The 14079-nt window shown below is 69.2% G+C and carries 12 protein-coding genes and 2 pseudogenes; 5 read left to right on the plus strand and 9 right to left on the minus strand.

Annotation, left to right across the window (positions count from 1 at the left end; translation table 11 throughout):
• Positions 1–200: 200 nt before the first annotated feature.
• The gene (locus tag ACFY9I_RS29805) at positions 201–536 is read left to right on the plus strand and encodes a hypothetical protein (protein ID WP_037702762.1); all 336 of its coding nucleotides are present in this window, start codon (positions 201–203) and stop codon (positions 534–536) included.
• A gap of 183 nt (positions 537–719) precedes the next feature.
• On the opposite strand, the gene ACFY9I_RS29810 is transcribed toward ACFY9I_RS29805, so the two are convergent.
• Positions 720–1133, minus strand: coding sequence for a TIGR03618 family F420-dependent PPOX class oxidoreductase (locus ACFY9I_RS29810; protein WP_391007141.1), 414 nt, complete (start codon positions 1131–1133; stop codon positions 720–722).
• Positions 1134–1387: 254 nt separating this feature from the next.
• On the opposite strand from ACFY9I_RS29810, the gene clpB reads away from it, so the two are divergent.
• On the plus strand, positions 1388–3997 hold the full coding sequence (gene clpB / locus ACFY9I_RS29815) for an ATP-dependent chaperone ClpB (RefSeq protein WP_391007143.1): 2610 nt from the start codon (positions 1388–1390) through the stop codon (positions 3995–3997).
• Between the two features lie 198 nt (positions 3998–4195).
• Entirely contained in the window at positions 4196–4735 is a 540-nt protein-coding gene (locus ACFY9I_RS29820; protein ID WP_391007145.1) for a YbjN domain-containing protein, read from the plus strand.
• A 60-nt stretch (positions 4736–4795) separates the two neighbouring features.
• Here ACFY9I_RS29820 and ACFY9I_RS29825 read toward each other — a convergent pair whose 3' ends face one another.
• The 3 genes and pseudogenes from ACFY9I_RS29825 to ACFY9I_RS29835 all read right to left on the minus strand — a co-directional run bounded on the left by ACFY9I_RS29825 (position 4796) and on the right by ACFY9I_RS29835 (position 6767).
• Entirely contained in the window at positions 4796–6007 is a 1212-nt protein-coding gene (locus ACFY9I_RS29825; RefSeq protein WP_391007147.1) for a hypothetical protein, read from the minus strand.
• A 32-nt stretch (positions 6008–6039) separates the two neighbouring features.
• Positions 6040–6312: pseudogene (locus ACFY9I_RS29830) on the minus strand (ATP-binding protein); the annotation flags it as partial.
• 242 nt (positions 6313–6554) lie between these two features.
• Entirely contained in the window at positions 6555–6767 is a 213-nt protein-coding gene (locus ACFY9I_RS29835; protein ID WP_391007149.1) for a hypothetical protein, read from the minus strand.
• Positions 6768–6880: 113 nt separating this feature from the next.
• On the opposite strand from ACFY9I_RS29835, the gene ACFY9I_RS29840 reads away from it, so the two are divergent.
• Positions 6881–7231: a hypothetical protein gene (locus ACFY9I_RS29840; RefSeq protein WP_391007151.1), complete on the plus strand. Its 351-nt coding sequence runs from the start codon at positions 6881–6883 to the stop codon at positions 7229–7231.
• A 570-nt stretch (positions 7232–7801) separates the two neighbouring features.
• Here ACFY9I_RS29840 and ACFY9I_RS29845 read toward each other — a convergent pair.
• The 5 genes and pseudogenes from ACFY9I_RS29845 to ACFY9I_RS29865 all read right to left on the minus strand — a co-directional run.
• Positions 7802–8968, minus strand: a complete 1167-nt coding sequence (locus ACFY9I_RS29845) for a pyridoxal phosphate-dependent aminotransferase (RefSeq protein ID WP_391007152.1) — start codon at positions 8966–8968, stop codon at positions 7802–7804.
• Between the two features lie 13 nt (positions 8969–8981).
• Complete coding sequence (locus ACFY9I_RS29850; RefSeq protein WP_391007153.1) at positions 8982–9857, minus strand: restriction endonuclease subunit S; 876 nt, start codon at positions 9855–9857, stop codon at positions 8982–8984.
• Between the two features lie 434 nt (positions 9858–10291).
• The gene (locus ACFY9I_RS29855; protein WP_391007155.1) at positions 10292–11782 is read right to left on the minus strand and encodes an N-6 DNA methylase; all 1491 of its coding nucleotides are present in this window, start codon (positions 11780–11782) and stop codon (positions 10292–10294) included.
• Entirely contained in the window at positions 11779–11970 is a 192-nt protein-coding gene (locus tag ACFY9I_RS29860; RefSeq protein WP_391007157.1) for a hypothetical protein, read from the minus strand. The genes ACFY9I_RS29855 and ACFY9I_RS29860 overlap by 4 nt, the downstream gene beginning before the upstream one ends.
• A 245-nt stretch (positions 11971–12215) precedes the next feature.
• A pseudogene (locus tag ACFY9I_RS29865) lies at positions 12216–12924 on the minus strand (aminotransferase class I/II-fold pyridoxal phosphate-dependent enzyme); the annotation flags it as partial.
• 527 nt (positions 12925–13451) lie between these two features.
• On the opposite strand from ACFY9I_RS29865, the gene ACFY9I_RS29870 reads away from it, so the two are divergent.
• Positions 13452–13865 (plus strand): hypothetical protein, encoded by a 414-nt coding sequence (locus ACFY9I_RS29870; RefSeq protein WP_391007159.1) that lies wholly within the window; start codon positions 13452–13454, stop codon positions 13863–13865.
• Positions 13866–14079: the final 214 nt, after the last annotated feature.

Raw genomic sequence — 14079 nt, forward strand, 5'->3', positions numbered from 1 at the left:
TAAGAGAATGCTTCGCTCGGTGCTTGTCGCCGCCTTCTCCACCGTTGTCGTCGTCGGAGCGTTGAGCGGTCTCTCCGATACGAAGGGTGACAATCGCGCGGACACCAGTTGGCCGGCGGTGGCGGAGTCGACGACACTGACGCGGGCCGCTGACACCAGTTGGCCGGCGACCACGGCTCGCGACGGTGCAGGGAGCTGATGTGACCACTCCACCCGACGACCGTTCCTTCCGGCGCGAGATGGCCACCGCCTACCGCTCCGGCTGGCACTTCATCGACCTGGCCACCGCCATCCCCCACAGCGGTGACTCGTTGATGGTGACCGTGTTCGGCGAACCGGTGGTGGTGACCCGGGACGAGGACGAGGACATCCGGGCGTACCGGTGTCTGCGGCGCCCGCGCGGCGCGCCGCAGCCAGTGCGGTGTGCCGTTCGGTACGGGATGGTCTTCGTCAATCTCGACCAGCGCGACCACCGGCTCGCCGAGCCGGAGACCCCGGCCTCCACGGCCGTCTCAGCCACCCCCCGCAGTGCCTGAAGCGATCCCCCGTCGTTTCATATCGCTCAGGCGCTTCCCCCCAGCAGCGGCGTCACCGTGACCTGAACACGGTGACGCCGCTGCATTGTGTGGGGGACATTTCCCGATGCCCACCGGTATCGGCACCGTCCCCTCCGCTCGAGCTTCTGTCCGAAAAAAGGTCAACCGAGCGGCCGGTGATCGTCAGCCCCGCCCCAGGGCCCCCGTGAGTTCGATCTCGATCACGACCCGTTGCGGGTTCACCCGCGGTTCCCTCCCGTAGCGCTCCGCGTAGCGCCGCTCGGCCTCCGTGATCCGCTCCCGGTCCGTCCGGACGAAGGCGCGGCCCTCCAGCGTGGCCCAGCGCCGGCCCTCCATCTGGCATACGGCGACCCGGGCGCCCTCCGCCCCCGCGAGACGCACATGCCGTGCCTTCGCGCTCGTACCGCTGGTGATCACCCGGGCGAGCCGTGCCTCGGGGTCGTAGGTGACGCCGACCGGCACCACGTGCGGGCTGCCGTCGGCGCGGAGGGTGGTCAGGGTGCAGAGGTGACGTTCCTGCCAGAAGGCGAGGTACGTGGCGTCCGGATCGCCTGGGTCCACTTGGTATCTGCTCACGGTCTGGAATCTAGCGGGGGCGCGGTCCGGGGATCCCCGGGGGCCGACCTCTCCGGATCCCCGCGATCCCCCTGGATCTATATCCTCCGATCCTCTTGGAGCTGGCCCCCTCCGCTCCGATCCGGCGTTGGAGCCGGACCCCTCCGCTCCCAATCCCTTGGATCGCTCCCGCTTCGACCTTGAGTGGAATAGACTCAACTTTATGTACGTTGCCCTAGTCACTGTGGGCTGAACGCAAGGAGGGAAACGCGAACGTGGACGCCGAGCTGACCAACAGGAGCCGGGACGCGATCAACGCGGCCAGCAGCCGGGCCGTGTCCGAGGGTCACCCGGACTTCACCCCTGCCCATCTGCTCCTGGCTCTGCTCCAGGGGCAGGACAACGAGAACATCACCGACCTGCTCGCCGCGGTCGACGCCGACCAGGCGGCCGTGCGCTCCGGCGCCGAGAAGATCCTGGCCGGTCTGCCCAGCGTGACCGGCTCCACCGTCTCGCCGCCCCAGCCCAACCGCGAACTGCTGGCCGTCGTCGCCGAGGCCCAGGCCAAGGCCAAGGAGCTGGGCGACGAGTACGTCTCCACCGAGCACCTCCTGATCGGCATCGCCGAGAAGGGCGGCCAGGCCGGGGACGTACTCTCCCGGCAGGGTGCGAACGCCAGGAAGCTGCGGGAGGCGTTCCAGAAGGCCAGGGGAGGACGCCGGGTGACGACAGCCGATCCGGAGGGGCAGTACAAGGCGCTGGAGAAGTTCGGTACGGACTTCACCGCCGCCGCGCGGGAGGGCAAGCTCGACCCGGTCATCGGCCGGGACCCGGAGATCCGGCGTGTGGTGCAGGTGCTGTCCCGCCGTACCAAGAACAACCCCGTCCTCATCGGCGAGCCGGGCGTCGGCAAGACCGCCGTCGTCGAAGGGCTCGCCCAGCGGATTGTGAAGGGCGACGTGCCCGAGTCGCTCAGGAACAAGCGGCTGGTCGCGCTGGACCTCGGCGCCATGGTCGCCGGCGCGAAGTACCGGGGCGAGTTCGAGGAGCGGCTGAAGACGGTCCTCGCGGAGATCAAGGACTCCGACGGGCAGATCATCACCTTCATCGACGAGCTGCACACCGTGGTCGGGGCCGGCGCGGGCGGCGACTCCGCCATGGACGCCGGCAACATGCTCAAGCCCATGCTGGCGCGCGGCGAGCTGCGCATGGTCGGTGCGACGACCCTCGACGAGTACCGGGAACGGATCGAGAAGGACCCCGCCCTGGAGCGCCGCTTCCAGCAGGTGCTGGTGGCGGAGCCGACCGTCGAGGACACCATCGCCATCCTGCGCGGACTCAAGGGCCGCTACGAGGCCCACCACAAGGTCGTGATCGCGGACGCGGCGTTGGTCGCGGCCGCCACCCTCTCCGACCGGTACATCACCTCCCGCTTCCTGCCCGACAAGGCCATCGACCTCGTCGACGAGTCCGCCTCCCGGCTCCGGATGGAGATCGACTCATCGCCCGTCGAGATCGACGAGCTCCAGCGGTCCGTGGACCGGCTCCGCATGGAGGAGATGGCCCTCGACAAGGAGACCGACGCGGCCTCCCGCGAGCGGCTGGAGCGGCTGCGCCGCGACCTCGCCGACAAGGAGGAGGAGCTGCGGGGTCTCACCGCGCGCTGGGAGAAGGAGAAGCAGTCCCTCAACGCCGTCGGTGAGCTGAAGGAGAAGCTCGACGACCTGCGCGGCCAGGCCGAACGGGCCCAGCGCGACGGCGACTTCGACACCGCCTCCAAGCTGCTGTACGGCGAGATCCCCGCGCTGGAGCGGGCGTTGGAGGAGGCCTCCGAGGCCGAGGAGGAGGCCGCCGCGTCCAAGAACACCATGGTCAAGGACGAGGTCGGCGCCGACGACATCGCGGACGTCGTCGCCTCCTGGACCGGCATCCCGGCCGGCCGTCTGCTGGAGGGCGAGACCCAGAAGCTGCTCCGCATGGAGGACGAGCTGGGCCGCCGTCTCATCGGCCAGACCGAGGCCGTACGGGCCGTGTCCGACGCCGTACGCCGCAGCCGGGCGGGGATCGCCGATCCGGACCGTCCGACCGGCTCCTTCCTCTTCCTCGGCCCGACGGGCGTCGGCAAGACGGAACTGGCGAAGGCCCTCGCGGACTTCCTCTTCGACGACGAGCGGGCCATGGTCCGCATCGACATGTCGGAGTACAGCGAGAAGCACAGCGTGGCGCGGCTGGTGGGCGCGCCGCCCGGCTACATCGGCTACGAGGAGGGCGGCCAGCTCACCGAGGCCGTGCGCCGTCGCCCGTACTCCGTGGTGCTGCTGGACGAGGTGGAGAAGGCGCATCCCGAGGTCTTCGACATCCTGCTGCAGGTGCTGGACGACGGTCGGCTGACGGACGGTCAGGGACGCACGGTCGACTTCCGCAACACGATCCTGATCCTCACGTCGAACCTGGGCAGCCATTACCTGGTCGACCCGGTCACCAGTGAGGCGGAGAAGAAGCAGCAGGTGCTGGAGGTGGTGCGGACCTCCTTCAAGCCGGAGTTCCTCAACCGGCTCGACGATCTCGTCGTCTTCTCCGCGCTGGACAAGGCGGAGCTGGCGCGGATCGCGCAGCTGCAGATCGACCGGCTCGGCAAGCGGCTGGCCGAGCGGCGGCTCACTCTGGAGATCACGCCGGCGGCGCTGACCTGGCTCGCCGACGAGGGGAACGATCCGGCGTACGGCGCCCGGCCGCTGCGCCGTCTCATCCAGACCGCCATCGGTGACCGGCTCGCCAAGGAGATTCTCGCGGGTGAGGTCAAGGACGGGGACACGGTCCGGGTGGACACGTTCGGAGACGGCGAGGGGCTGATCGTGGGGCCCGCGACCGCCAAAACGCTGTAGACCAAAATGATCGGTATGAGCGCGTTCCGGGGCACCTGCCCCGGGACGCGCGACCGGACTCGCGTCACTAATGCGCCACGCGGTGCGGCCTGTGGACGGTGCTAGTTGCCGGGCACGGGTCAAGAGAGAGAGGGTGGAGTCTGTACGTCTGGTCTCAGCTATGGCCGGACGAGCCAGACGACCGCAGGAGTATCCAGTATGTCCATCGACCCGTCCTCGATTCCGAACTTCGGGGGCCAGCCCGAGCCGCAGCCCCAAGGGCCGGCGGGCCCCGTCGTCCCGGATCAGGATCTCGTGAAGCAGCTCCTGGACCAGATGGAGCTGAAGTACGTCGTCGACGACGAAGGCGACCTCGCGGCGCCGTGGGAGGAATTCCGTACGTACTTCATGTTCCGGGGTGAGGGCGACCAGCAGGTCTTCTCGGTGCGTACGTTCTACGACCGCCCGCACCAGATCGACGAGAAGCCGGCCCTGCTGGAGTCCGTAGACGACTGGAACCGCCGCACCCTGTGGCCCAAGGTCTACACCCACACGCACGACGACGGCACCGTCCGCCTCATCGGCGAGGCCCAGCTGCTGATCGGCACCGGCGTCAGCCTGGAGCACTTCGTCTCGTCGACGGTGAGCTGGGTGCGGGCCGCCATCGAGTTCGACAAGTGGCTCGTCGAGCAGCTCGGCCTGGCCGAGGACATCGACGAGGCCGACAAGCCCGAGAAGCCCGAGGACGACGCCGAGTAGTCACCCCGAGGGAGCCTCGGTCACCGGCGGTCACCGGCCCCCGGTGGCTGCGAGGGGTGGCTACAGGGGAACCTGGTTCACCACGACCAGGAACGCCCCGTAGACGTACGAGAGCCCGGCCAGCGCGCCCACCACCACGGTGGCGTGCCACGGCCGGGCTCTCGCCGTGCGGGCCAGCGCCACGGCGACCGGCAGGAGCAGGGGGAACGCGGGCAGCAGGAAGCGGGGCTTGGAGCCGAAGAACCCGTCACCGCCGAGCGCGATCACCAGCAGGACGGCCGTGTACACCAGCAGGGGCAGCGGCGGACGGTCCAGGAGCAGCAGGGCGAACAGCACCAGCGCCACCGCCGCGATCATCGTCGTCATGGCGAACACGAAGCGGTCGTGGCCCAGCAGCAGGTGGCGTACGAAGCGCAGTGCGCCGTGGCCGAAGTCGAAACGGGAGCTCCAGCGGCGCTGCACCGCGAAGTAGCCGCCGAGCGGATCACCCTCTCGGCCCCCCACCCACAGCACAAAGCCGCACCACCCGACCGGCGCAAGCGCGGCCCCCGTCCACAGCCTGTGGGAAACCTTCCGGACCCCCTGCCCCCGCCGCACCACCTCGTACGCCGCCGCCACCAGCACCGCCGCCGCCACCGCCAGCCCGTTCGGCCGGGACAGCCCCGCGAGCGCGGCCAGGACGCCCGCCCACACCCAGCGCCCGGTCAGCACCGCGTACAGCGACCAGGCCGCGCAGGCCGTCAGCAGCGGCTCCGTGTACGCCATCGACAGCACCACGGAGTGGGGGAGCAGCCCCCAGAGGAGCACGAGCACGGCCCCGGTCGCGCGTCCGTGCAGCCGGTCCCCGACCGCGTAGATCCCACAGGCGGCCACCACGGCCGCCGTCCACGACACCAGCAGCCCCGCCGCGCCCCCGCTCAACGGCAGCGCCTCCGTCACGGCCCGCACGAGCCCCGGATACAGCGGGAAGAACGCCAGGTCACTGGCGAGGAAGGACGGGTACTGGACGGTCCGCCCGTACCCGTCCGCCGCGATCCCCAGATACCAGACGGAGTCCCACGACCGCCCGAGCAGCGCGAACGGCCGCTTCCCGACCGCGTCCGCGGCGACGGCGACGACGGCGGCACCGGTGAGCCGGGCCCCGAGGAACAGCCCGAGGGCCCACAGCCAGGCATGGCGCCCCGCACGGAGCCGCCGGCCGCGCGCCCGGGTCCCGCCGGCCTCCTCGACCGTCTTCGGGGCGTGGGGCGCGAGGGTACTGGCTTGAGTCACATGGAAACCATGTGCTCCGTTCATCCGATATGTCAGCTCTCCACGCCGCCGGACGCGGCGGTTCCACCGTTGGCGGGGGCATGCCGACGGTGCGGGGTGCCGGCGGCCACCTCCATTGGCGGGGCGATGCGGAGTTCCGCCCATGCCGTCTTGCCCAGCGGGCGACGCGGCGTCGAACCCCAGCGCACGGCCAGGGCGTCCACCAGGAGCAGCCCTCGCCCTGACTCGCCCTCGGGAGGCGTCGCGGGCGGGGCCTCGGGGAGCCGTTTCGCGGAGGCCGCGTCCGCGACCTCGACGCGTACCAGCTACGACGACTGCACCGCGAAGTACGGCCGCTACGGAATCCCGATCTACCTGGTCGTGGACCCCTACGCCCAGGAAGTCGTCCTCCACACCCAGCCGACCGCCACGGGTTACATCGCGGCACACACGCACAAGTACGGCACGGGCAAGCTCCCCATTCCCCTGGCCGACGGCCGCACCTTCACCCTCGACCTCGACGAGCTCCCGCGCCCGGAGCCCGAGGCGCACGCCTGCTGACGAGGGACTACGGCGTCTCGGCCTGCTGCCTGACCACCGCGTCCCGGCTGTTCCTTGCCCTGATGAGCAGGACGGCGGCGCCAGGTCGCTTCTGCTCGCGCTGCCCGAGGTGTTCCCGTGGGTGCGTCACCTGGACGATGAAGAAGTCCGGGAATTCACTGTCGAGCTCTTGGACGCGCTGTCCGACGCCGCCGAGCTGGGCGCCAGGGAGGCTGTGCACCGAGCGATCGTCTCGTGGCGGGCAACCGCCCGCATCAACGCAGACCCTGACCAGCTCAGGGAAGCACTCCGTCCCCTCGCTGACGTCGACCTCGGCCCGGTCGAGGTGCACGAGTGAGCCCGAAGAAGGGCGAGAGGATCAGCGTCCCTCCGCTGAGCGGCTGGAACGTCATCCACGGGACGACCGAGGCCGCGACCGGTTGGGAGGAGCTATGCCGGGTGGCGCTGCCGAGCGCCCACCGCTGCCTGGAGGCGCTGCGCTCCGACCCGCTGTCGCGTGACAACTGGAATCGCCAGCACCAACTTCGGGGGAAGCTTGCCACGAAGGAGTGGAAGGGGTCCGAGCTGGAACAGTGGGAGTACGAGATCACGAGCGGCGGCAGGGTTCGTTACCTCGTGAGTCCGGAGACCTCCACTGTGATCCTGGTGTACGCCTCCCCTCGGCACCCGAAGGACACCGAATAACCTCAAGCGCTTCCCGCATTCGGATGGCGAGGGAAGCCTCTGGGTGGGTGTGGCGGAAGTCGACCAAGCCGCGGTGAATGAAGGTGCCTGGAAGCAGTTCGAAGCCGAACAGTACGAACCGGGGATCTTGCCCCTCTCCGGCGAAAGCCTTCTTTCACACCCGGGCCGAGTTCCGGCGGGGGTTCGACACGCATGCTCTCCAGACGTACGTGCGCAGCGGCGAGCGCGTCGAAATGCCGATCGACAGCGCCCTGGTCATGCGCTTTGGCTCTCGCCGTACATAGGTGCCGAAAGCAGCAGGGGCCGCCGTGGATCACCGATCTCCATGCGGTACTGCGCCGCATAGTATTGGCCCTCCTGAATAACGCGTCGTCGGCGTTCCCTCCGACCGTCCAGCGCCGTGCTGACGAGCTGTTGCACGGCAAGGAGGCGGCGGCCCGGCTGCGTTCCCGCCTTGACCAGTCCATCCAGACTGGAAGGCAGGCATGTGAGCCGTGCGCGACCAGGTCGTCGAGCCCCCGATCTGGTCTCCGCACAGCACTTCTTTTTCAGGTCGCAAAGGTCGCGAGCTCAGCCAGCGAGGCGCTGCAGCCGACCAGCCGCCTCGTGGAGAACCTCGTCCCTCTTGCAGAAGGTGAAGCGGACCTGGCTGCGGCCGGCGTCCGGGTCGTCGTAGAAGACGGAGTTGGGGATGGCGACGACGCCGCAGCGTTCGGGGATCGCGCGGCAGAACGTGTAGGCGTCCTTCTCGCCGAAAGGGGTGATGTCGGTGGTGATGAAGTACGTCCCCTGCGGCTGGTAGACCTGGAACCCGGCCGCGCGCAGGCCGTCGCCGAGCAGGTCGCGCTTGCGGCGGAGGTCGGCGCGGAATTCTTCAAAGTAGGAGTCCGGCAGGCGCAGCGCCTCGGCGATCGCGTACTGGAACGGGCCGGCGCTGACGTACGTCAGGTACTGCTTGGCCGTCCGGACGGCGGAGACGAGCGGGCGGTTCGCCGTGACCCAGCCAACCTTCCATCCGGTGAAGGAGAAGGTCTTGCCGGCCGAGCCGATGGTGACCGTGCGCTCGCGCATTCCGGGCAGGGCAGCGATGGGGCGGTGCGTGCCCTCGTAGACAAGGTGCTCGTACACCTCGTCGGTGACGACGAGCAGGTCGTGCTCGATCGCGAGTGCGGCGATGGCGCTCTGTTCCTCGGCGGTCAGGACCATCCCGGTCGGGTTGTGCGGGGTGTTGAGGAGAAGGAGACGTGTCCGCGGGGTGATCTTGGCGCGGAGTTCGTCCAGGTCCGGGCGGAAGGACGGTGCTCGCAGAGTGAGCGGTACGCGCTTCGCACCGGCCATCGCGATGCAGGCGGCGTAGGAGTCGTAGAAGGGCTCGAAGGCGATGACCTCGTCGTCCGGCTCCAGCAGCGCCAGCATGGTGGCGGCGATGGCCTCGGTGGCGCCGGCGGTGACCAGGACCTCGGTGTCGGGGTCGAAGGAGAGGTCGTAGAAGCGCTGTTGGTGGTCGGAGATCGCGGCGCGCAGTTCCGGGACGCCCGGGCCGGGCGGGTACTGGTTGCCCTTGCCCTCACGCAGGGCGCGGACTGCAGCCTCGCGGATCTCCTCGGGCCCGTCGGTGTCGGGGAAGCCCTGGCCCAGGTTGATCGCGCCTGTCACGGTCGCCAGCGCCGACATCTCCGCAAAGATCGTCGTCCCGAGTCCGTCCAGCCTTCGGTTCAGCAGCGGCCTGGCGTTCATGTCTCCACCGTTCTCACTGGGATGCTCGTCGATTCACCGAGGACCATCCTGACTCATGGCCGGTCGTGGCCTCGCGCGGTGCAGGGACCATCGAGGGCCGAGGAACGTTTACGCGCTCTTCGTCGGGCTCCGCATCCTGCTCCAGGAGAACGCCGGCCTTCGCCGAGATGTCGCGCAGGAGCGCGTCCTTCAGGTCGTGCAGGGTCGTGATCTCGGAGACCAGCTGCCTTGCCATCGCGTGCAGCGGGTCGGTCAAGGTGTGGAAGTCGCCGCGGGTGGTCGAGTCGGGCCAGGAGATGCTCAGGCGCGAGAGGGCGCGCGCGGATATCTCCCGGGCGTTTTGGCCCTGAGCCACTTGGGCGACGCCGTTGCTACGGCTCCTCAGCTCGTGGAGCAGCCACCAACTGTCTTTCTCGTCCGCAGGTCGCACCGCCACGACACCTCTGGTGGGTGACGCCGGGTGTTGCGTCACGGCGATGTGCGCGCCGTCGGGGCGAGTGGTCAACATGAAGGTGCCGGGAGGCCACGCTTCCGAGACATGCGCCGGGCTGTTCAGGCGGAACCTCTCCACGTGGGGCACCGGAAGGTCGAAGAGGTCGGTCGGGGTGATCGCATCGGCGCCGGGTCCTTTCGTTCCGCGGGGAAGCGAGCGCGCGGAACCCATGCCCGTTTTCGCCTTGGCGACTTCGCCGAGCAGTCGTGTTTCCCAGACCGGACTCGCGGTGGACCAGTCGTCGTGGATCGCGTCGGCCAGTTCCACTGCCGCTCGCGCGGCCTCCTGGTGGAGGTCGATCTTTTCCTCGATGAGGCTGAAGGCCCTGTGGTACTTGGTGATGATGTCCGGCGGCGGAAGCGGGAAGGGCATGCTGCGGAGCGTGTCGAGGCTCACCGTGGGCTCGACGTGTGCCGTGACGTCCTCGTCGATACGAGCCTTCGCCGTGGGTGTCTGCAGCCAGATGCGAAGCCACCTCACGACGTGTGGGTCCGCGCGGATGATGCCGATCGACCTGGTTGCGGTCCAACCCGCGTGCTCGGCGGTGACGAAGGCGGCGTCGCCCGTCCGCCTGACGAGTACGACGGCCAGGTCGCCCTCCTTGAGGGTTGCCCGGTTGGGACGCGAATCCCCCGGACCGCGCTTGCCGGTCTGCGGCGAGTGAATCTTCCCGTCCCTGACGTACGTCGAGCTGACGATGCCCGTCTGATCGGGAGCGTTATCGTCGAGGACGCCGGAGGTGGTGTACACGGATCCCATCGGGAACTCGGCAATGGTGGTTCTTTTCCACCCCTCGGTACTGGAGCCGTCGTGGTGGGCCGTCGCGTCCATCAGATCTCCTCCAGGGATTCCAGCAGCTGCGATTCGAGAGCATGGACCTGGTTGAGCTTCTCGACGAGCTCAAGCTTGAGCTCGTCGATCCGCCTCCGCGTGTCGCGTTCGGGACCTGTGGGTTCCACGGCGTACGAGGTGGGCATGAGGTCGTGCTTGCGGCGGCCGAGTTCCTTGGTCGAGCAGCTTCGGGACCAGCCCGGCTCATCGCGGTAGGACATGGAGGTGGCACGGTTCTCCGCAATGCCCCGCCAGATCGCCAGGGTGTTCAGGATCGACTCCGTGTGTTTGTCTCCCAGCCTCCTTGCCCTCGACCCCGGGACGGGTTCGAAGGCCCGCCGCGCATTGATGAACAGCACTTGATGGCGACGGTCGATGCTGCCCCAGCCGGGGCGCGCGCTCTTGTCCCTGTTCAGCACCCACAGGCAGGCAGTGGCCTCGGAATGACCGAACACGCGTGGCGGCAGTGCGATCACGCACTCGACGAGGTCAAACCGCAGCAGCCGTTCGCGCAGCCTTCGTGCGGCGGGTTGCGGGCTCTTAGCCACACTGTCGGCCATCAGGAAGGCAGCTCGGCCCTGCGGGGCCAGGGCGTGCGCGATGTGCAGGATCCACGCGGAGTTGGCGGATCCCCTGGGCGGGGGCTCCTCCGGCCACCGGGGGTCGGCGGGGAGGTGCCAGTTCTGTCGGGTGACCTGGCGCTCCGGTGCCCAGTCGTGCTGGTTGAACGGAAGGTTGGCCAGGACGATGTCGTGCTGATCGGGCTCCGGCGTGGCAAGGCTGTCCGTCGGCGGGAAGACGCGGGCCTCGATGCCCCGCACGGCGAAATTCATGCGGGCGACCTGCGAGGTATGGGCGTGCTGATCCCTTCCCTGCAAGGACATGGTCGGGTTCAGGCCGACGCGTTCGCGGACGTAGCGGTGACTCTCGACCAGCAGCCCTCCTGAACCGCATACGGGGTCCAGCACGCTGTGTCCGTCCTGGGGCGCGGCGGTACCGACCATGAGGCGGGCCATGTCGCCGGGCGTGAAGTAGTGGCTTCCGCGTGCCTGCTCGGCCGAGAGGTCGTGCAGGCACTGGTCGAGGAGCGTTCCTACGTGTTGGACGGAGCCGATCGCCAGGATGAGACCGCGCAGCGGACCGTCGGCGCCGGGAGGCGGTACGGGCATCAAGTCCCTCGCACCCGTGTCGTCGCCTCCGGCGTCGTTGGCGGGAAGCCAGTGGGCAAGGCACTTGCGCAGGGAAGGTCCGATTGGCGACCTACGCTCTACGGCCTCGCTCAGCAGCCACAACCACGTGGGGACACCGGCTGTGGAGACGGTGCGCGCGGTTCGGCTCAGGTAGAGCAGCACGAGGACGAGCCGGGCCGCGTCGTGGGCGTTCATCAGACGTGAGAGGCGCGCGCGGTGTTGGCGTACCTCCGTGAAGACCCTGAGCGCGGCGGGGTCCTCATCACGCGCCCCCCCTCGAAGGGTTTCTACGTCGCTCACGAGCCCACCACGCCCAGGCAGATCATGACGCCGAGAACGAGCGTCAGGGCACCGGCGAAGGTCGTCACCCCGGTCCTGAAAGCCGCCGTGGGTCGTCCTCCCTCGACGACGGCCACGAGGCTGCCGGCGAGAGCGGCAACCAGCGCCACGAGGACTGCGATGATCACGTACATCGACTTCTGCTGCACGTGCTTCCTTCCTGAGATCAGGGGGATTTCCAAGAGCGCGAGCGAGTCGCGTGATCCCCGGCGTCAGGAAGGACAGTAGAAGACCCGGCCTGCGCGACGCTTGATGCACGGTGTTTGGGATTTTCCCAGGAGGGAGGGCGTAGATGAACGGGTCGTTATCGAGTGCACGCTCTTTGGGATATATGGGAGTGGGTCCGCTAGGCAGCGCGATCGAGCGCCATGCCGTCGACAAAACAGGTAGGTGAAGACGCCTTGACCCAGCCCACCTTCCACCCCGTGAACGAGAAGGTCTTGCCGGCCGAGCCGATGGTGACCGTCCGTTCGCGCATTCCCGGGAAGGTCGCCAGCGGCAGATGCTCGGCGTCGTCGAAGACCAGATGCTCGTACACCTCGTCCGTGACCACCAGCAGATCCCGCTCCACCGCCAGCTCGGCGACCGCCGTCGGCTCCGCACGGGTGAGGACCGTGCCGGTCGGGTTGTGCGGGGTGTTGATCAGCAGCAGTCGCGTCCGGTCGGTGACGGCGTCCCGCAACTCGTCGAGGTCCAGCCGGAAGCGGCGGTCCCCGACCGCGTCGGGCTCCGCTACACCGTCGGCCGGCCCCTCGGACGGCCGAAGCGTCACCGGTACGCGCGTCCCGCCCGCCATGGCGATACAGGCCGCGTACGAGTCGTAGTACGGCTCCAGCGCGACCACCTCGTCACCGGGCTCCAGCAGCGCCAGCAGCGCGGCGGCGATGGCCTCCGTGGCGCCCGCCGTGACCAGTACCTCCGTGTCCGGGTCGTACGTCAGCCCGTAGCGCCGCTCCTGGTGCGCGACGATCGCGGCGCGCAGCTCGGGGACGCCCGGCCGCCGACATCTCGGCGAAGATCGTCGTCCCGAACGCGGCGAGCCGCCGGTTGAGCGGAGGGCGGGGCGTGGGGGAGGAGCTGGCGCTGGAGGTCATGGCCGTCATCCTGCGCCGAACCTCTGGAGTTCCTCAACTCAGCTTTGGGCGGTGACGGGCGAGGGCATCCCCACGTCACGCACGGCCCACGGGGGGTCTGCAAGGGGGAACGGAAGGCAGGTGCCGAGATGGAGATCTTCCTCATCTTCCTTGGCGCGATCGTCCTCATCGGCATCGTGTCGAGCATCGGCGGGGCTTCGCGTCGCGGCAGGCGCCGCTCGCGCAGCTGGTGGGCGGACAAGGGTTCGTCGAGCCACAGCGGTGGTTCGTCCTGCGGGGGCGGATCGTCCTGTGGCGGCGGCTCCTCGTGCGGCGGCGGAGGCGGCTGCGGCGGGGGGAGCTGAGCGGGCGGAAACGGCCGCGGACGCCGGTAGGGAGTGCGCCGGCACGGCGCACTCCGGTACGGGATACGCCCGTACGAAGTGCGCCCGTACGAAGTACGGACAGGCGCACGTACGTGAGAGCAGTACGCAAGTGAGCGGGGCGCCCACGGGGGGTCGCTTCGGGGGAAACAGGAGAGAGGGGAGGGGGACGCCATGAACGTGATCGTGGTGATCGGCATCATCCTGGTGATGGTCTGTGTGGTGACGGTGATCGTCGTGGCCGTCAACCGCAGCAGGGCGAACGCGGCACGGGCGGCGGCACGACGCCGGTCGGCCGGGTACGGCGGCAGCGCGCACCGCAGCAGCAGCCGTGGTGAGAGTGCCTCGAGCAACAGCAACAGCGACAGCAGCTGGTGGGTGATGGGTGCCGCCGGCGTCGGTGACAGCGGTTCGTCCCACTCCTCGTCGGACGACGACCGCGGTTCGTCGTCCGGGAGCGGGGGAGCGTCCTGCGGCAGCGGCAGTTCCTCGTCGTGCGGCAGCAGTAGCAGCGGCTCGTCCTGCGGCGGCGGGTCCTCCTCCTGCGGTGGCGGTGGCGGTGGCGGATGCGGTGGAGGAGGCAGCTGACACGGGGCAGCCGAGCTCCACGACACGAGCGCCCGCCGGGACGGTATTCCCGGCGGGCGCTCGTGCGCGCTCGTGTGTGTACGTCCGGCGCGACCGGGCAGGCGCACGAGGTGGCCCTGACGGTCGCACGGCCGGGCGGCGCACGGGTGGGACTCCTGGGTACGCCTGGGTACGCCGGTTGAGTCCGGTTGTCCGTGGGGCGCTCTCAGAGGTT

The organism is Streptomyces sp. NPDC012510 (genome assembly GCF_042955065.1).
Lineage (GTDB): Bacteria > Actinomycetota > Actinomycetes > Streptomycetales > Streptomycetaceae > Streptomyces.